Consider the following 18,230-nt stretch of genomic DNA (forward strand, 5'->3'; position numbering starts at 1 on the left):
CTGATGGGATGTCGCCATGAGCACGCAGGCGCAGGCCACGCGAATCGCGGAGTACCCCCGGCCCAGCCATTTCCTCCTCCACCTGAGCGACACCCACCTCATCACCGGGGACCGCCTGCTCTACGACAAGGTCGACGCGGACGCGCACCTCCGCCGGCTCTTCGAGGAGTTCGAGGAGGCGGGCGCCCGGCCCGACGCGATCGTCTTCACCGGGGACCTCGCCGACAAGGGCGATCCGGCCGCCTATGCGAAGCTCCGCAGCATCGTCGAGCCCGCCGCCGCCCGCATGGGCACCCAGGTCATCTGGGTGATGGGCAACCACGACAACCGCGCCGCCTTCCGTTCCGAACTGCTCGGGCTCGCCCCCTCGATGGCGCCCGTCGATCGCGTCACCGACGTCGCCGGCCTGCGTGTGATCACCCTCGACTCGACCGTCCCCGGCGCCCACCACGGCGAGGTCACGGAGGCCCAGCTCGACTGGCTCGCCGAAGAGCTCGCGAGCCCCGCGCCGCACGGCACCATCCTGGCCATGCACCACCCGCCCGTGCCGAGTGTGCTCGACCTGGCCGTCTCCGTCGAGCTGCGCGACCAGTGGTCGCTCGCCGAGGTGCTCGAGGGCTCGGATGTCCGCAGCATCATCGCCGGGCACCTGCACTACTCGACGAACGCGACCTTCGCGGGGATCCCGGTCTCCGTCGCCTCCGCGACCTGCTACACCCAGGATCTCAACGTCGCGGCCGGCGGCACCCGCGGCCGCGACGGCGCCCAGGCCTTCAATCTCGTGCACGTGTTCGGCTCGACCGTGCTGCACTCGGTCGTCCCGATCGGGCACTACCCGACCGTGAGCTACGTGACGCCGGAGGAGTCGGCCGGCCGGCTCGAACGCTCGGGCATCGTCATCCCGCCTGCGGCCGCGACGACGCATGCCGTCGAACCCGCGCTCGCCCTCGTGGACGACCCGGCGCTCGCGACGCTTGCGGCGACGCCCGCCTGAGCATCCGGCCGGACGTCACGCCAGAGCGGAGACCTCGGGTTCGGCCGCCCCGACCTCTGCCGGTTTCTCCCACGGCGCCGCGATCGGATAGTAGCGCTCGAGGAACTCCGTGACGACGGCCGTGCGCTCATCGGCCGACACCTCCGGGAAGCTCCCGTCGTTGAGACAGAACAGGTCGACGTCGCGCTTCTTGAGCATCCCCGGCAGCATCCCCAGCCCCGCACGCGATGTCGTGTCGACGTAGAGCACCTCTGCGCTGTCCTGCTGAACGGCGCGGCCGGTCATCAGCGCGTAGTAGTGGTACAGCGAGTTGGTGACCGAGATGTCGGTGCTCGCGCGGAACTGGCTGCGCTGCGTGCGTTCGAAGTCCTCCGGGAACGCCCGCTCCAGCTCGTACAGCACGCTCGTGCGCAACGGCGCCGCCGTGTGCTCGAGGTGACGCGTGATGACGCGGCCGAACCGCTCCCAGAGCAGGCGGCGGTTCACGCGGGCGGAGTTCTCGAACCCGCTGCGCGCCGGGTCGTTCTCCCCGAGCCCGATGCGGGTCTGCGCCTCGATGAACTTGGTGACGCCACCCGGCGAGAAGAACATGCTCGGCTGCACCGGCCGCCCGAAGAACATGTCGTCGTTCGAGTACAGGAAGTGCTCGCTGAGCCCCTCGATGTGGTGCAGTCGGCTCTCGATGGCGTGCGAATTGTGGGTCGGCAGCGCCTCGGGGTCGTCGAAGAACTCCTCGCTCCGCACGATGCGCACCGACGGATGCTCGTCGAGCCACGCCGGACGCGGCGAGTCCGTCATGATGAAGATCTGCCGGATCCAGGGGGCGAACAGGTAGATCGATCGCAGCGCGAACTTCAGCTCGTTGATCTGCCGGAACCGCGCCTCCGAGTCGTCGCCTTCGCCGACCACGTAGTTCTGCATCCGCTTCGCGCGTGCCCGCTGGAACTCGAGGTCCGTTCCGTCGACCCACGAGAACACGATGTCGATGTCGAAGCGCACGTCGGAGGCGTGCGGGTCGAACATCCCGCGCAGTGTGTTCCAGGTGCGGCCGTACAGGTCGACGGTCGCGCGCACGGCCTCCGCCTTCGGCAGCAGGCGCCGGGTGAGCGAGTTCTCCACCGGGCAGTCGATCACGTCGTCGCCGAATCGCCACAACTGCACCTCGATGCCGGTGGACGCGCCGTAGCTGAGTCCGCCGACCGGTTCGATCCGCGGGCGGTAGAGACGGAAGATGCGGGCCTTGCGCTTGGGCGACAGCGAACCCGAGCTCACCAGTACCGGCCGGGCGTCTTTGCCGTCGATCGTCTTGGAGTAGAGCGGTTCGTCGGCGCAGGCGTCGGCCAGGACCTCCGTGAGACGGCCCTTGAGGGACTGGTCGAGCGCGATGACCGGGCGCTCGTCGTTGCCGCGCACCAAGAGGAAGTCGATGCCGGCGGCGGTCAGCACGTCACCGATGAAGAGGAGGTCTTCGACGAGGGCCTGATGCGGCGTGAGCGTCGTATTGACCAGGCGGGCCACGCCCTTGCGCACCACGACGTCGGTTCGATTGTGCGTGGTCGGCCACGATCTCGAGACGGTCCCCGCTCCGCTCGACGGCCCGAATTCTCCGTCGGGTTCGGTTGTCGGCTCCAGCGAGAAATTGTGGGTCGCGGCGCTACCAGCGGTCATGTTCTCCGATCATTCGGCTCAGTCAGGACGGCCCGGTGCCGTCTCCAGAAGAATACGGCACTCATCTGCGTGTTCACCCTTCCAGCCAGGGCCCGAGCGGCCCGCTCACGCGCGGGCGTCGGCGACGTCACGCGCCTTGAGCACCCGGAAGGGCGACACCGGCCGGGTGCCGAGCACGATCTTGCCGCGGGCGTGCAGCTTCTCGAGGTCGTCGAACGCGCCACGGATGTCGTCCAGCGGATAGAAGCCGGAGATCAGCACCGTGATCGCGTGTTCGGCGGCGAGCGTCACGATGCGCGCGAGCTGGCGCGTCGACCGCTCGCGCGCCTCCGGATCGTCGTCGAGCGCGGCCAGTTCGCGCTGCCTCCGGTCTTCGCTCGACCGGTACCGCGCCGACGGGACGCCGAGCTCGTCGGCGAGCGCTCGGCCGTCCTGGCCGAAGTTGTCGATGAAGGCTGTCACGCCCCCGGGCGCGACGGCGCGGATGCGGTCGGCGATTCCCGGGCCGTACAGCACCGGCTTGATCCCGAGCTGGCGCAGGTAGTCGAAGTTGCGCTCGCCGCACGTGCCGATCACGGTCGCACCCGCGCGCTTCGCGAGCTGCGTCTCGATGCTGCCGACCCCGCCGGCGGCCGCCGAGACGACGAGCGTGTCTCCGACGCCGATCCGGAGCTCGTCGAGGGTGTCGAGGGCGCAGACGCCGGCCAGATACAGGCTGCCCGCGACCTCCCAGGCGAGCGCCTTCGGCTTGGCGACGAGGGCATCGGCGGCGACGAGCACGTGCGTCGCATGGGCTCCCGCCGACACGTGCCCGACGACGTCGGCGCCCGGCCGGAATCCCGCGACGCCCGGCCCGATCGCGACGACGATCCCGGCGAAGTCGCTGCCCTGCCGTCGCGGGAAGGGCGTGCGCACCTCGGGCTCGCGGCCGGCGCGGATGAACGCCTCGATGTGGTTGATCCCGGCGGCGATCACCTCGACGAGCACCTGCCCGTCCCCTGGCTCCGGCACCGGATGCTCGCGGAGTTCCAGCACCTCGACTCCACCGATTCGGTCGTACTCCACGACCCGGATGTTCTGCGGTTTCTTCATCGAGCTGCGCCTCCTAGGACGGCATATAACTAGCTTAGCTAGCAAATTCTCGAGGCGCTACGGGCGGGCCGCGATTCCCAGCCACCCCGCCGCGCGGCGGCCGGCAGACATCATCCTTTCCGGGTGATCGCAGATCGCTCAGCGGCCGCTACCGTGACGGGATGACAGAGGAACGCGAGCTGGACAAGCCTGCGGGCACGGTGCTGTCGGACCTGGTGCATGGCCGGATCCTGCACCTCCCGGTGAGCATCGATCAGTCCATCGAGGATTTCCACGATTCGTCCCAGGAATGGCGGCGGCTGTTCTCCGAGCTGCTGGGGACGTTCTTCCTCGTGCTCGTCGCCGCGGGCGGCGGGATGATGGGGCAAGCCTTTGCGAACACCATCACGCGCACCGATGCCGTCGTCGCTCCCGGACTGATGGTGTTCGCCATCATCCTGTTCATGGGCAAGGTCTCGGGCGCGCACCTCAACCCGGCGGTGAGCATCGCGTTCGCGCTGCGCGGCGACTTCCCCTGGGCGCGCGTGCCCGGCTACATCATCGTCCAGCTCGCCGGAGCCTCGCTCGCCGCCTGGTTCCTGACGGCGGTGCTCCCCGTCTCGGCGTCGGCCGGCTCGAACTACCCGGCGAAAGGCTACGCCGACGGCATCGCCTTCGTCATGGAGCTCGTGCTGACGTTCGGGCTGGTCAGCGTCATCCTGGGCACCGCCTCCGGAGCGCAGAACGTGGGCATCGTCGGCGCGTTCGGAGTAGGCGCGTACATCATCCTGGCCGGGCTGTGGGGCAGCCCGATCTCGGGGGCGTCGATGAACCCGGCCCGCACCTTCGGCCCCGACCTCGTCGCCGGGGACTTCACGGCGTACTGGGTGTACGTGGCCGGACCCATCGCCGGCGCCGTCGTCGCCGTCGGGGTCGCGTTCGTGCTGCGGGGGCGCGGCGGTGGGATCGCGGGCTCCGGCGCGGCGCAGGGCGCGATCAAGACGAGGGTGTCGTCACCCGACCAGCCGTGACGACAGGCCGGATGCGCGCGCCCGGCCGGTCACGCAGTACCGGTCAGTCCTTGGCGTCGATCAGGAACTGCACCGCTTTCGTCCAGTCGCTGTCGACCGTGGTCGGCGGGATGTCCTCCTCGCCCGGGAAGCGGCTGGCGAAGTGCACGCCGGGGTCGCCGTTCACCGGGTCCGCCAGGGTGACGAGACCGAAGTACCGCTCGTCGTTCTCCACGCGCCACGTCCCGCGCGCATCCGGCACCGGGACCAGGCGCACGGTGTAGCCGCCATAGGCGTATTCGTCGTCCGGGAATTCCACCGGCTCCTGGGTCTCTGCGCTCGCGTCGGTCATGGCTGCCTTCTGTCGGGTGCCGCGGCGGATCTGCGGCCTGACCCATCGAACAACTAGTTCACGGAACTAGCAAGTTCGGCACGCTCCCGTTGATTTCCGAGCCGGATGCGCGTACGTCAGGCGCCGGCGGGATCGAACGGTTTCGAGGCGAACACGTCGAGCCCGAGCGCATGGGAGAGGAAGCGCGCGGCGCGCTGGCCGCGCACGCTGTTCCCAGCCGGGTCGAGCCGCGGCGAGAACGTGCCGAGCCCGCCCTTGCCCGGCGCGACGGTGATGATGCCGCCCGAGACGCCGCTCTTGCCCGGCACCCCCACCTCGAACAGCCAGTCGCCCGAGAACTCGTAGAGCCCCGAGGTGGCCATCACCGCGAGGGTGTCCCGGCAGACCGCCGCGTCGATCACCTGCTCGCGGGTGACGGGGTTGGTCCCGCCGTTCGCGAGCGTCGCCGCCATCACAGCGAGGTCCTCCGTCGAGACGAGGAGCGAGCACTGCTTCGTGTACACGTCCGTTGTCTCGATCGGGTCGACGTCGATCCGCCCGTAGCTCTGCAGCAGCCGGGCGATGGCCATGTTGCGCTGATTCGTCGCGGCCTCCGACGCGTAGACCTCGTCGTCGAGCTCGAGCGGATGCCCCGCGAAGCGCGAGAGGCCGTCCTGGATGAACGTCCACTTCTCCGCGGCGGTCGCCCCCGGCGCGAGCCCCGTCGTCGTGATCGCGCCCGCGTTGACCAGCGGATTCCTCGGGTCGCCGTCGCTCAGCTCGATCGCCATCACCGAGTTGAACGGGAGACCCGTGTTGTTGACGCCGACCCGCCGCGAGACCTCCGCGTGTCCCAATGCATGGCAGACCAGCGCGAACACGAACACCTTGGAGATCGACTGGATCGAGAAGCGCAGTGCGGCGTCGCCCGTGCTGGCGGACTGCCCGCGGACCCCGCAGATGCTCAACCCGAACAGACCGGGGTCTGCCCGCCCCAGCGACGGGATGTAGTCGGCGACCGCCCCATCGTCGAGGTCGCGGTACCGATCGTGGGCCTCCTCGAGCAACGCCTTCACACGCTCGGGGCTGGGAAGACTTCCCGTCGATACGGCGGCGGGCTCAGCAGGGACCCCGTGCGCCTGATCGTCGGGAGTCGAGAAGTCGGGCAGCGCTGCCTGCCGCTCCGGATACGCCATCGTGGCCTCCGTCATCGTCGATAGTCCCGACCATAGGGATTCCCGGGGTGGGGCGCAATGGCTACGACGTACGCCGGGTCCGGCGTTCCAGCGCCGGCTGCTTCGCGAACTGACCGCTGAGCGCGAGCACCAGGATCACGAGGGCCATCACGATCCAGGTCACCCAGCCGAGCGGGTTCAGAGCGGACGCGGGTGCGGTCGACCCGGCGGCGGTGAGCAGCACGGCTGCGCCCGCTGCCGCGTTGTAGGCACCGTGCGCGAACACGGCCGGCCACACCGACCCCGACCGCAGTCGCAGCCAGCCGATCAGGATCCCGTAGAGCGTGCAGCCGCCGACCATCAGCGCGACGCCGAGCAGGTCCGGCTGACCGAAGTTGTAGCCGAGCAGGATGACCGGGCTGTGCCACAGCCCCCAGATCACTCCCGTGACCACCAGAGCGGGCCAGGTGCCGAGCGGACGCAGGCTGGGCAGCAGCCAGCCGCGCCAGCCGAGCTCCTCGCCCACGGTGACGAACCCGTTCACGATGGCACCGACCGGGATCGCGGCGAGTTGCACGAGCACGAGCACGCCGATCGGCAGCGGCAGCGATCCGGCCCCCTGCGCGGCGAGCTGCTCGTCGATCAGTGCCGCGAAGCCGGAGAAGTGCACCAGGTCGAGGCGCACGATCCCGAGTGCCGCCGCCAGGAACACCCCGGCGAAGACGAGCAGCACGCTGCCGAAGAGTCCGGCCAGGCTCAGACCGACCACGCGCCACACCGGGCGGAGCGGCCACAGCCCGAGGTACTCCGGAATGCGGTGCGGCCGGGGCTTCTGCACGAAGAACACGACGAGCAGCGCGGCGATCAGCGGCGTGAACATCATGACCGGCAACAGGATGCCCGCCAGCGGGTTCCGCAGCCCGCCGTTCATCCACAGGGGAAGGACAGCGAGCCAGGCCAGTCCGAACGAGATCACGACGAAGGCGGCGACCGCCGGCCACGGGACGCGCTGCGGTCGGTTGCTCGGTGCCGAGGCGGGCTGCGCGTCCGTTCGAGCGGACTCGCCCACCGTGGGCTCGTCCACCGTCGGCTCCTCGGCCGTCGGGCCGCCCACCGCCGGCTCGCCTCCCGCGTGCGCCATCCCGGTCATGAGCCCGAAGCCGCCGCTGCCGGGGTGAGCACGAACAGCCCGGCGATCGCGTGGTCGTCGCGCACGCTCACGCGGCCGACCATGTCCCCCGCTTCGAACTCCAGCGGAACCTCGACGACAGTGACGTCGGCCGTGCGCCGCGCTGTCGGTGCGGTACTTCGTTCGAACACGCCGACGGTGCCGATCAGCTGGGCCCAGACCGCCGCGAGGTCCTCCGCGGCGAGGGCCTCGGCCATTGTCGCGTCGAACCGATCGGTCACCGCGGACCAGCGCGCTGCCGCGAGGTCGGCGAAGACGGCGATCGCGATCTCCTCGGCGCCGTCGAGTGGGGTGGTGTTCATCGGTTCTCCTGTTCTGGGGTCGATGGGATGTCCGAAACGCTGGAATGCCGCCTGTCGCGAGACCCCGAGGATCTCCCCGATGCCCTGCCAGGTGACACCCGCTGCACGCGCGTCGTCGACGATCACCTGCAGCAGCGCATCCAGTTCGCTTGTGAGCGCGGACGCGCGTCTCACGCTCTCGAGCGCATGTTCGCGGTCCGGCGCGCGACCGACCCCGGCCGCTAGGGCTTGCGCCGACGCGAGAAACGCCGAGACCGCCACAGAACTCATCGTCATCTGTAAAGTATTGCTTGACAGATACCCTGTTTGTCAACCCCAGCTTGCGTCGCCGTCCGAACACCGCCCTGCCAGGATGGACGAATGGCTGGGGTGCTGATCCGGGAGTTGCACGACGACGAGGTGCGGGCAGCGGCGGAACTGCGCTTGCTCTGGGACCTCGAGAACGACGTGGAGCCCCCGATCTCCCGCGACGAGTTCCTGGACTCCGCCGAGCGCTGGTACCGCAGGAACGCGTCCAGCCATCACTGCACCGTCGTCGTGCGTGACGGCGCGATCGTCGGGATGGCGTGGCTGGCCGTCATCGCACGCGTTCCCACCCCGCGTTCGGTCGACCGGCTGTCGGCGGACGTGCAATCGGTCTACGTGATCCCGGCGGAGCGCAATGCGGGTATCGGCGGCCGGCTGCTCGCCGCGGTGCTCGATCGGGCATGGAGCCTCGGCGCCGAACGCGTGACCGTGCACTCGAGCGCGGAAGCCCTCACCGTGTACGAGCGTGCGGGCTTCGCGCCCAGCGAGCGCCTGCTGCAGCGATACCGGCCGTAGCGGCACGGCACAGCACGGCCCGGCCCGGCCCGGCACAGCCTGGCGCGCGGCGCGGCGCGGCGCGGGTCAGCTCAGCCGGCGCTCCTCGGCCTCCTCCTCGCGGCGCTTCTCCTCGTCGCGGCGCTCCTGCTCCTTCTGGATCTCTTCTTCACGCGGGGTCTTGTTCGTCATGGTGTCCTCCTCGCCCCATTGTGCTCCTCGACGGCTCTGGCGTCACTCGAGCCGCGCATGACCGAAAGAGGGTGAGGGGTTCTCCCCAGCGCCGCCGCGATCCCGTCTCGGATTGTGAGGGGTGCCCCGGATGCAGCCCCGCACCGTGCAGCGGAAGAGTCGGTCACGGCGGCGAGCGCATCCCGATCCGTCGCCCCCGAATCCCGAGGAGACGACCATGACCATCACCACCCCGCGTTCCGACGCGGGCCAGAGCGACGACCGCTCTGCCATCCGCCCCTTCAGCGTCTCGATCCCCCAGGCCGATCTCGACGACCTGCACCGCCGCGTACGGGAGACGCGCTGGCCCGACAAGGAGCTCGTCGACGACGCGTCGCAAGGCGTTCAGCTCCAGGTCGTGCAGCAGCTCGCAGAGCACTGGACGGACGCGCATGACTGGCGCGCGGTCGAAGCCCGCCTCAACGCACTCCCGCAGTTCGTCACCGAGATCGACGGGGTCGACATCCACTTCATCCACGTGCGGTCGCAGCACGAGAACGCGCTGCCGTTGATCGTCACCCACGGCTGGCCCGGGTCGATCATCGAGCAGCTGAAGATCGTCGGTCCGCTCACCGACCCGACGGCGTACGGCGCCAGCGCGGAGGACGCGTTCGACCTCGTCATTCCCTCGCTCCCGGGTCACGGCTTCTCCGGCATTCCGCGGGAGCTCGGCTGGGACCCCATCCGGATCGCCCGCGCCTGGAGCGAGCTGATGCAGCGTCTCGGCTACGACCGCTACGTCGCTCAGGGCGGGGACTGGGGCAACGCCGTCACGGAGCAGCTGGCGCTGCTGACGCCTCCCGGCCTGATCGGCATCCACACGAACATGGCGGCCACCGTGCCCGACGCCATCCAGGCGGCACTCGACAACCACGAACCGGCCCCGGCCGATCTCTCCGACGAGGAGCGCGGGGCGTGGGATCAACTGGAGTTCTTCTACGCGCACGGGCTCTCCTACGCCCAGGAGATGAGCAACCGGCCCCAGACGCTGTACGGGATCGCGGACTCGCCGGTGGGGCTCGCGGCGTGGATGCTCGACCACGACGCCCGCAGCTACGACCTGATCGCACGCGTCTTCGCCGGCGGGTCGGAGGGGCTGACGCGCGACGACATCCTCGACAACGTGACGCTCTACTGGCTCACCAACACGGCGGTCTCCTCCGCACGGCTGTACTGGGAGAGCAAGCTCCCCTTCTTCGCGCCGAAGGGTGTGACGCTCCCGGTCGGCGTCAGTGTGTTCCCCGACGAGATCTACGCGGCGCCGCGCAGCTGGGCGACGCAGGCGTACCCGAACCTGATCCACTTCAACCGGCTCGACCGCGGCGGCCACTTCGCGGCCTGGGAGCAGCCCGAGCTGTTCTCGCAGGAGCTGCGCGCCGCCTTCCGGTCACTGCGGTGAGCGGCCTGTTCCGTTCCATCGCGCATCGGCCGGCGGATGGCGGAAGAACGCTCCCCGATGAGGGGCGGCTCGCACCGTTCGACCGGGCGACCGGCTGGATCGGCTCCGCACCGCTGACACCGGAGGCGCTGCGCGGGCGGGTGGTGCTGGTCGACTTCTGGACGTACACCTGCGTCAACTGGCTGCGCACGCTGCCCTACCTCCGCGCGTGGAACGCGAAATACGCGGATGCCGGGCTGACCATCGTCGGCGTTCACACCCCGGAGTTCGGCTTCGAGCACGACGTGGCGAATGTCACGGCCCACGCACGCGCGCTCGGCGTCGAGTATCCGGTCGCCCTCGACGCCGACTACGGGGTGTGGGACGACTTCGCGAACCGCTACTGGCCGGCGCTCTACCTCGCCGATGCGGCGGGGCGCATCCGGTACCACCACTTCGGCGAGGGCGAGTACGCGATGACCGAGATGGTGATCCAGCAGTTGCTTGCCGACGCGGGTGCACCGGATACCGGACCCGACCTCGTCGCGGTCGAACCGCGCGGCTTGGAGGTCGCCGCCGACTGGTCGACGCTGCGTTCGCCCGAGTCGTATCTCGGGTACGGGCAGAGCAGCGGCTTCGTTTCGGAGGACGCCGACCTCTACGACCGCGCCCACGTGTACGCCGGGCACGAGCGGCTTCGGCTCAACGAGTGGGACCTCACCGGCGACTGGACCGTGTCACGGCACGCAGCCGTGGTGAACGAGGGCGGCGGCCGGATCTCGTTCGCGTTCCAGGCGCGCGACGTGAACCTGGTGGTCGCGCCGTCGGCCTCCGGCTCAGCGATCCCGGTGCGCGTGACCCTCGACGGGCGGCCTCCCGGCCGCGCGCACGGGACCGACGTCGATGACGACGGCCGCGGCGTGATCGACAGCCCGGGCACGTACCAGCTCATCCGCCAGCCGGATGCCGTCGCCGAGCGCGTGGTCGGGATCGAGTTCCCCGAAGCCGGGGCGGCGGCGTACTGCATGACCTTCGGCTGACGGGGCCCGAGCGGTTCACCCCACGCCGTGCCGGAGTGCGAAGGCGGTCGCCTCGCTGCGGCGTGCCACCCCGATCTTGCGGTACAGGCTCGTGATGTGGCGCTCGACCGTGCGGTCGCTCAGCCACATCACGCCGGCGATCTCTTTGTTGCTGAGGCCCTGCGCGAGGAGGCCGAGCACTTCGAGCTCCCGAGGTGTCAGGCGCAGCAGGGCGGTGCGCGCCGGGGCGCGTCCCGCCGGATCTCCGGGTGCCGCGGTGGCGACAGCGCCGGCCACGCGACCGGAGGGCCGCGATCCGGAGGCTGCATCGAGCTCGGCGACGAGCCGGGATGCCTCCCGGACCCGTCTCGCCATCGCGGCGAGCGATGGTTCCACGTCGTCCACCAGGGTGCGGAGCACCTCGTTCTGCCGCAGCAGCAGCTCCTCGGCCTCTGCCCGTGCGCCGTGCTCCGTGGCGAGCCGCCGAGCCGTGTGGATGGCGATCGCCGCCTGGCTCACGGCGACCCGCAGCAGGTGAGTCTCCATCTCGGTCGGGAATCCGTCCCGTCGGGCCGACACCGAAACGCGGGCGCTCTCCCAGGGAAGCGCGAGCCGCACGCTCACGACCGAGAGCACCCCTCGCGCCGGCAGCCGGACGACGCAGGTCGTGACGCCGGACGCCGGCACGTCGTCCTCGTCGAACGCGCCCACCAGCTCGGCCGGGGGCTGCTCCCCCGACGGGCGCCAGAGCTCGAGTGGATGCTCGGCCCTGGGGTCGTCGAAGCGCACGTACGCGCCCTCGAGACGCAGCATGCCGAACAGCACGCTCAGGAGGCCAGTGGCGATCTCCGGGGGTTCGTGATCCACCCACAATGCGGGCAGCGCGAGGAGCGCTCCCATCTCGCGCAGCCACCGCTGCGTGTCCGCCGCGGAGTCGTCGGGCGCGGCTCGGTCGGTCGCTCGGTCCGTGACCGCCTCCGGGGGCCCCGCGGCGGGCACGCGCTCGTCAACTGCCATGGTCGCCATCTCGATTCACGAGGTCGGGTCGTCCCGTGCGCAGAGCCCGCGGCCTGAGTCGATTCACCGACGAAACGCCGACCGGCTGAGGTGAAGCTCCGAGGTCTGCAGGTTAGCGCAGGGCGGTTGCCGCGCACAACGCTCGCGAGACGCCCGACGGGCCTGCATCCGGTGACCGCCCGCGCACCGTCGTCGTGCGGGAATGCGCGCATCCCGTCGGTGGTTCGTTCCTTCATGACACTCGCGGCGGTCACGGAGGACACGAGCCTCGAGCGCGCCCTCGCGACGCTCGAATGGCGCCTGCTCGAGGCGAGCCGCGTCGAGCTCCCCGAACTGCGGCAAACGACCCTTCCCGGCGGCACGATGCGCTTCCACTACGTGGTCACCGGATCGCTCGACCTGCGCACGCCGGGCGAGAGTCTGACCCTCCGAGCGGGCGACTTCGTGCTGCTCAGCGGAGTCGCGCCGCATGTGGTGACGGCCGCCGAACCGGCCGTCGTCGTCACCGGCGCCCTCCAATGCGCCGGATGCGACACCACCCGGCTGGTCGGCGTGCTGCCCGACGTGCTCGTCGCCTGCGGCTTCAGCACCCGCGATCCCGACATGGCCCAGCTCGTCGAGATCCTCGTGCGCGAGGTCGCCGGTAGCGACGGGCGGCCGGGGTCGAGCGTCATCGCCGATCGGTTCGCGACCCTCATCGCTTCGGCCGCCGTGCGGTCGTGGGCCGAGAACGGCGGTGCGCTCGAGTCGTGGCTCGTGGGGCAGCGCGACCCGCACATCGCGCGCGCGATCGAGGCGATGCGGGGTGACCCCGGCAATGCCTGGACCCTCGAGAGCCTCGCGCGGGTCGCCCGCTCCTCGCGGTCCGTCTTCGCCGGCCGGTTCCGTGAGCTCGTCGGCGAGTCGCCGACCCGCTATCTCACCGCCCTGCGGATGGAGCAGGCCGAGCGCCTCCTCCGGAGCGAACGCCTGACCATCGGCGAGGCAGCGCAACGTCTCGGCTACGGCTCCGACGCCGCGTTCAGCCGCGCCTTCCGCCGTCACGCCGGCGAGAGCCCGGCGACGTGGCGGCGCCGGGCCCTGCAGCCGAACCCCTAGTCCCCCGGAGCAGCGCTCTGCCGGCCGGCCCGATAGCGGCCGGGGGTGGTGCCGATGATGGCGGCGAAGGCCGCGATGAACGTGCTCGGATTGGCCCATCCGCAGGCGTGCGCGGTCTGCGTGGTGTCGTGACCCTCGGCCAGCAGCACGAGCGCGTGGTAGATGCGTAGCTGAGTGCGCCACTCGTAGAAGGTCATGCCGAGCTCGTCGTGCAGCAGCCGGCTGAGCGTGCGGGAACTCGCACCGATCGTGCGGCCGAGTTCGGCCAGCGACGCGTTGTCCGCCGGACGTTCGGACAGCAGCCGCGCCATCGCCTGCAGCCGGTCATCCTGCGGTTCGGGAAAGTGCAGCGGCTGCTCCTGCGCCTCCCAGAGCTCGTCCACGAGCACCCGGAGGAGGCGCGAGCCCGCGGCGCTGGGGTGCGCCGGGGCGGAGCGGTCGTCGTTCCCGGGCCCGGTCAGAGCGAGCAGGATCTCGCGCGCGATGCCGGAGGCGAGGAACACGGCGGGACGGTCGGGCAGGTGCCGCGCGAGTGCCGGCTCGAGGAACACGATCCGCATATCGGTGTCGCCGTGGGCCTCGTGCCGGTGGCTGTACCCGGCGGGGGTCCATGCCACCCGGTTCGCCGGGACGATCGACGTGCCGCGGTCGGTGTGAACCGCCAGCACGCCGGAGGCCGCGTAGACCAGGTGGCCGCGTTCGTGCGACTGCAGCGCGCTCACGCCGCCGGACGGCCACAGATGGCGTCCGCCCGACGGCCAGATGTGCGACGACTCCGGCTGTGCCGCGGGAGTTCGGCTGCTTCGGCTGCTTCGGCTGCTGAGGTTGCGTTGGCGGCGAGCGATCATGATGTGGCAGTTTATCGGTAGCACGCCAGCGGCCGATCTGATGGGCTGGATCCACGGATCGAAAGCAGGGAGAAACCGATGGAGACGTTCGTACTCATACCTGGTGCGTGGCATGGAGCCTGGGCCTTCGAGGGGGTCATCCCCCTGCTGGAGCGCGCCGGTCACGCCGTGCACGCGCTGACGCTGACCGGGCTGCGGCCGGATGACGACGAAACAACGGTCGCGACCGCCACCCTCGACACGCACGCCGACGACGTGCTGGCACTCCTGGATCGTGAGCACCTCACCGGGGTGACGCTGGTCGGCCACAGCTACGGCGGGATGGTCATCGCCGCCGCCGCCGACCGCGCGGGCGGTCGGGTGTCACGGCTGGTGCACCTCGACGCGTACGTGCCCAGCGACGGCGACTCGTGCTGGTCGTCGACCACCGAGGCGTACCGGCAGGCGTTCGCAGCCGGGGCTGCCGGCACCGGATACGCGGTGCGTCCGCCCGACCGTCCTGGCCGCGACCAACGCCGCCGCCCGCATCCCATCGCCTCGCTCCTGCAGGCGGTGCGGCTCACCGGCGCGGTCGGCCGGGTCCCCCGCCGCGAATTCGTGTACTGCTCCGGATGGGAGGGCACGCCCTTCACCGGCCTCCGGGCCCGACTCGCTGCGGATCCGGACTGGCGCGTCCACGACCTCCCGACCGCCCACGACGCCATGCGCGAGGCTCCGGGAGCGGTCGCCGACCTGTTGCTCGGGAGCTGACCGGGCGGGCGGGCGACCGCGGCGGCTACGCCTGCGCCGTGCCGGTCGCCGCGCTGTTCGCCGCGCCGTTCGCCTGGTCGGCCGCCGTTCGCACGCGGCCGCGGCTGACCGTGCCGAGCAGCACCCCGCCGAGCACCGCGGAGACCGCCCCGGAGACGAGCGTCGCCTCCACCCCCGCGCCGTCCACCAGCAGACCGCCGAGGGCGGCGCCGAGCGTGATCGCGGTCTGGAAGCCCGCCACCACCAGTCCGCCGGCTGCCTCCATCCGATCGGGCTCGACGCGGGCCGACCAGGTCTGCACCAGCGTGGGCACGCCGCCGAACGCGAAGCCCCAGAGCCCGACCGCGACGAACGCGAGCGGCACGATCCCGGGCAGGATCGCGAACGTCGCCACCGCCACCCCGAGGATGGCCGGCATCAGCACGAGCGCCAGCCTCAGCCGGCGATCGGCCAGGATTCCCGCCACGAGGTTGCCCACGAAACCGCCGGCCCCGTAGATCGCCAGCAGCAGGGCGAGTCCACCCGCCGTGAGGTCCGGGATCTCCGCCGAACCGAGCCGGATGTACGTGAAGCCGGCGAAGTGACCGCCCGCGAGAAGGATGACGGCGACCAGCCCCACGATCATCACCGGCGACCGGAGCGTGTCGACCAGCGACCGGAATCCCGCCTCCTTCGCCGCTGCCACCGGCGGTAGGCAGACGAACAGGATCACCGCGGCGACCAGCGCAACGATCGCCACCGACAGGAACACCGCGCGCCATCCCCACACCGCACCCAGGAAGGCGCCGAGCGGCACCGCGACGACCGTCGCCATCGAGACCCCGGTGTTCACGATCATCATCGCCCGTCCGAGGTGCGCCGCCGGCACCAGCCGTGCCGTCACGGCGAGCGCCATCGACCAGTACCCCGAGATCGCCACGCCCAGCAGCACCCGGGCCGCGAGGAGCATCCAGAACTCCGGAGCGACGGCCACGAGCAGGTTGGACACCGCGGCGAGCAGCGCCAGACCCACCATCAGGTAGCGCCGGTTCAGCCGAGGAAAGAGCAGTCCGACGCCGGGTCCGGCGACGATCCCGATGATCGCGGTCGCGGTCACCGCCTGCCCGGCCGTGCCGTCGGACACGCCGAGCTCGGCCGCGAGCGGCGAGAGCAGGCTCGCGGGCAGGAACTCGCTCGTGACGAGGGCGAAGATCCCGAACATGAGCGCGACGACGCCCAGCCAGGAGGAGCGTCGCGCAGGCGCGCTCTCGAGTGCGTGCAGGGAGGCGGTATCGACGGACATGACCTCAGCCTCGCGCACGCGCGACGCGTGCGCCTGACCGAGCGTCCCGCGCGCTTGATCGAGCGTCCTGGATGCGAGCGAAGCCTCGGCCTTTCGCGCGCCCGCGGAGCGCATGCCGCCGATCGCTAGCATTGGTCCGTGGAGTGGGGTTTCCTTTCGGCGCACGAACTCACGGCCGCCTTGCGTTCCGGCGAGGTGACGTCGGTGGAGCTGACCGACGACGCGATCTCCCGTATCGAGCGGGATGACCCAGCCATCAACGCGATCTGCGTGCCGGACTTCGACCGCGCACGTGCGGCCGCGCGCCGAGCCGACGAAGCGCTGGCCTGTGGCGAGGACCGACCGCTGCTCGGCCTCCCGGTGACGGTCAAAGAGTCGTACAACGTCACCGGCCTTCCGACGACCTGGGGGATGCCGCGCTTCGCCGACTATCAGCCGACCGAGGACGCGGTCGTGGTGTCGCGTCTGAAGGCAGCGGGCGCCGTCATTCTAGGCAAGACGAATGTGCCGTACATGCTGCAGGACTGGCAGAGCTTCAACGAGCTCTACGGCACCACCAACAACCCGTGGGATCTCGGCCGCACACCGGGCGGATCCTCCGGCGGCTCGGCGGCAGCGCTGGCGGCGGGATTCGGCGCGCTCTCGGTCGGCTCCGACCTCGCCGGCTCGCTACGCAACCCGGCCCACTTCTGCGGCGTCTACGCGCACAAGCCGACCTTCGGACTCGTCGCGACCCGTGGCATGGTGCCCCCGCCCGCCCCCGCACTCCCGGTCGAGGGGGACCTCGGCGTCTGCGGACCGATGGCCCGCACCGCCCGCGACCTCACCCTGCTGCTCGATGTGATGGCGGGACCGGACCCGCTCACGCTCGGCGTTGCCTACGACCTGAACCTGCCTCCCGCTCGCCACGAGAGACTCTCCGACTTCCGCGTTCTGGTTCTCGACGAGCATCCGCTCGTTGCGACCGGTTCCGCGGTGCGGGACGGGGTGAACCGGGTCGCTGCCGCGCTCGCGGACGCCGGAGCCCGCGTCGAGCGCCACAGCCTGCTCCTGCCCGATCTGGCCGAGGCCGCCACGCTCTACGCGCTGCTGATGTTCTCGAACACCGGAGCGCGCATCCCGCCCAGGGGATACGAGCAGCTGCGAACCCTCGCCGGCGGCCTCAGCGCTGAGGACACGAGCCTCAGTGCCGCCCGGGTCCGCGGCATGGTCCTCAGCCATCGCGACTTCATCGAGGCCGACAGCCGCCGGGAACTGCACCGCCAGGGCTGGCGACAGTTCTTCGCGGAGTTCGACGCCGTCGTCTGCCCGATCACGTCAACACCTGCGTTCCCGCACGACCACACTCCCGACCGCGGCGACAGGCAGATCCTCATCGACGGAGTCGAGCAGCCATACTCCGACCAGTCCGTGTGGGCGGGCCTCGCCACCATGGCCGGGCTGCCCGCCACCGCGATCCCTGCCGGCCGGTCCCCCGAAGGGCTGCCCGTCGGTGTGCAGCTCATCGGCCCCATGTTCGAGGACCGCACCACACTGCGGCTCGCGGAGCTGCTGGAGCAGACGATCGGCGGCTTCGAGCGGCCGCAGGTCGAGCGGCCTCAGTAGGAAGCGGGGTAGGCCGTCAGCTCGAGCCGAGCTGCGATCCGGCCCACGCGATTCCGGGTCGCGGGTCCTGCGAGGGAACCGGCTCGTCGAAGTGCGGGTTCTCCTTGCCGGGGAGACTCTGCTGGGCGATCGCGCGCCGGATGCGCGCCGCGAACACGATCGCGGTCACGCACGCCGCGAGCAGCAGCGCCCCCGCGCCCACCAACAGCCACCCGGCATCGTCACCGGCCACCACGAGCACGACCCCGAACGGCCCGGCCAGCCACGCGCCGACACCGGCGATCACGGCCAGCGTCACCAGCATCCCGACACGCCTCCTGATGCCGGCCACGCGCTCCAGCTCTGCCATGTGAACACTCATCACGACACCCCCTTTGCCGAAGGGTACAGCCAGCAGAGTCGTCGGCGGAAGCACCAACGGCGGGCTCCAGCGAAGTCGGCACGCTCGCTATTCAGGGGCC

18 protein-coding genes are annotated in these 18,230 nt (G+C 70.7%); 8 read left to right on the plus strand and 10 right to left on the minus strand.

Annotated features, from left to right (window positions below; translation table 11 throughout):
* The first annotated feature begins 16 nt into the window (after window positions 1-16).
* Window positions 17-994, plus strand: a complete 978-nt coding sequence (locus tag PKE84_RS01995) for a phosphodiesterase (RefSeq protein ID WP_271175516.1) — start codon at window positions 17-19, stop codon at window positions 992-994.
* A 15-nt stretch (window positions 995-1,009) separates the two neighbouring features.
* Here PKE84_RS01995 and PKE84_RS02000 read toward each other — a convergent pair whose 3' ends face one another.
* Both PKE84_RS02000 and PKE84_RS02005 read right to left on the minus strand, forming a co-directional pair.
* Window positions 1,010-2,662: a stealth family protein gene (locus PKE84_RS02000; RefSeq protein WP_271175517.1), complete on the minus strand. Its 1,653-nt coding sequence runs from the start codon at window positions 2,660-2,662 to the stop codon at window positions 1,010-1,012.
* A gap of 105 nt (window positions 2,663-2,767) precedes the next feature.
* Window positions 2,768-3,754 (minus strand): NADP-dependent oxidoreductase, encoded by a 987-nt coding sequence (locus tag PKE84_RS02005; RefSeq protein ID WP_271175518.1) that lies wholly within the window; start codon window positions 3,752-3,754, stop codon window positions 2,768-2,770.
* A gap of 161 nt (window positions 3,755-3,915) precedes the next feature.
* Between PKE84_RS02005 and PKE84_RS02010 the strand changes: the two genes are divergently transcribed.
* Window positions 3,916-4,764: an MIP/aquaporin family protein gene (locus PKE84_RS02010; RefSeq protein WP_271175519.1), complete on the plus strand. Its 849-nt coding sequence runs from the start codon at window positions 3,916-3,918 to the stop codon at window positions 4,762-4,764.
* A gap of 43 nt (window positions 4,765-4,807) precedes the next feature.
* On the opposite strand, the gene PKE84_RS02015 is transcribed toward PKE84_RS02010, so the two are convergent.
* From PKE84_RS02015 to PKE84_RS02030, 4 genes are all read right to left on the minus strand, one after another.
* A complete protein-coding gene (locus PKE84_RS02015) occupies window positions 4,808-5,095 on the minus strand; it encodes a hypothetical protein (protein WP_271175520.1) in 288 nt (95 codons plus the stop codon).
* Between the two features lie 116 nt (window positions 5,096-5,211).
* A complete protein-coding gene (gene glsA, locus PKE84_RS02020; RefSeq protein WP_271175521.1) occupies window positions 5,212-6,285 on the minus strand; it encodes a glutaminase A in 1,074 nt (357 codons plus the stop codon).
* 46 nt (window positions 6,286-6,331) lie between these two features.
* Window positions 6,332-7,399 (minus strand): CPBP family intramembrane glutamic endopeptidase, encoded by a 1,068-nt coding sequence (locus PKE84_RS02025; RefSeq protein WP_271175522.1) that lies wholly within the window; start codon window positions 7,397-7,399, stop codon window positions 6,332-6,334.
* A complete protein-coding gene (locus PKE84_RS02030; protein ID WP_271175523.1) occupies window positions 7,396-8,016 on the minus strand; it encodes a DUF3887 domain-containing protein in 621 nt (206 codons plus the stop codon). Before PKE84_RS02030 ends, PKE84_RS02025 begins: the two co-directional genes overlap by 4 nt.
* An 84-nt stretch (window positions 8,017-8,100) precedes the next feature.
* Here PKE84_RS02030 and PKE84_RS02035 point away from each other — a divergent pair, with 84 nt between their 5' ends.
* The 3 genes from PKE84_RS02035 (at window position 8,101) to PKE84_RS02045 (ending at window position 11,190) form a co-directional block, all read left to right on the plus strand.
* Window positions 8,101-8,562, plus strand: a complete 462-nt coding sequence (locus PKE84_RS02035; protein WP_271175524.1) for a GNAT family N-acetyltransferase — start codon at window positions 8,101-8,103, stop codon at window positions 8,560-8,562.
* 388 nt (window positions 8,563-8,950) lie between these two features.
* Window positions 8,951-10,171 (plus strand): epoxide hydrolase family protein, encoded by a 1,221-nt coding sequence (locus tag PKE84_RS02040; RefSeq protein ID WP_271175525.1) that lies wholly within the window; start codon window positions 8,951-8,953, stop codon window positions 10,169-10,171.
* Window positions 10,168-11,190, plus strand: coding sequence for a redoxin family protein (locus tag PKE84_RS02045; protein ID WP_271175526.1), 1,023 nt, complete (start codon window positions 10,168-10,170; stop codon window positions 11,188-11,190). Before PKE84_RS02040 ends, PKE84_RS02045 begins: the two co-directional genes overlap by 4 nt.
* Before the next feature lie 15 nt (window positions 11,191-11,205).
* On the opposite strand, the gene PKE84_RS02050 is transcribed toward PKE84_RS02045, so the two are convergent.
* Entirely contained in the window at window positions 11,206-12,186 is a 981-nt protein-coding gene (locus PKE84_RS02050) for a helix-turn-helix transcriptional regulator (protein WP_271175527.1), read from the minus strand.
* Between the two features lie 234 nt (window positions 12,187-12,420).
* Between PKE84_RS02050 and PKE84_RS02055 the strand changes: the two genes are divergently transcribed.
* Window positions 12,421-13,284 (plus strand): AraC family transcriptional regulator, encoded by an 864-nt coding sequence (locus tag PKE84_RS02055; protein WP_271175528.1) that lies wholly within the window; start codon window positions 12,421-12,423, stop codon window positions 13,282-13,284.
* On the opposite strand, the gene PKE84_RS02060 is transcribed toward PKE84_RS02055, so the two are convergent.
* A complete protein-coding gene (locus tag PKE84_RS02060; RefSeq protein WP_271175529.1) occupies window positions 13,281-14,132 on the minus strand; it encodes an AraC family transcriptional regulator in 852 nt (283 codons plus the stop codon). The genes PKE84_RS02055 and PKE84_RS02060 overlap by 4 nt on opposite strands.
* Before the next feature lie 78 nt (window positions 14,133-14,210).
* Between PKE84_RS02060 and PKE84_RS02065 the strand changes: the two genes are divergently transcribed.
* Complete coding sequence (locus PKE84_RS02065) at window positions 14,211-14,882, plus strand: alpha/beta fold hydrolase (RefSeq protein WP_271175530.1); 672 nt, start codon at window positions 14,211-14,213, stop codon at window positions 14,880-14,882.
* A 25-nt stretch (window positions 14,883-14,907) separates the two neighbouring features.
* Here the strand turns inward: PKE84_RS02065 and PKE84_RS02070 are convergent, their stop codons facing one another.
* Entirely contained in the window at window positions 14,908-16,164 is a 1,257-nt protein-coding gene (locus tag PKE84_RS02070; RefSeq protein ID WP_271175531.1) for an MFS transporter, read from the minus strand.
* A 138-nt stretch (window positions 16,165-16,302) separates the two neighbouring features.
* Here PKE84_RS02070 and PKE84_RS02075 point away from each other — a divergent pair, with 138 nt between their 5' ends.
* Window positions 16,303-17,769, plus strand: coding sequence for an amidase (locus tag PKE84_RS02075; RefSeq protein WP_271175532.1), 1,467 nt, complete (start codon window positions 16,303-16,305; stop codon window positions 17,767-17,769).
* Between the two features lie 16 nt (window positions 17,770-17,785).
* Here PKE84_RS02075 and PKE84_RS02080 read toward each other — a convergent pair whose 3' ends face one another.
* Complete coding sequence (locus PKE84_RS02080) at window positions 17,786-18,118, minus strand: hypothetical protein (RefSeq protein WP_271175533.1); 333 nt, start codon at window positions 18,116-18,118, stop codon at window positions 17,786-17,788.
* Between the last annotated feature and the right edge of the window lie 112 nt (window positions 18,119-18,230).

The sequence above is a fragment of the Leifsonia poae genome (assembly GCF_027921845.1).
Classification (GTDB): domain Bacteria; phylum Actinomycetota; class Actinomycetes; order Actinomycetales; family Microbacteriaceae; genus Leifsonia; species Leifsonia poae.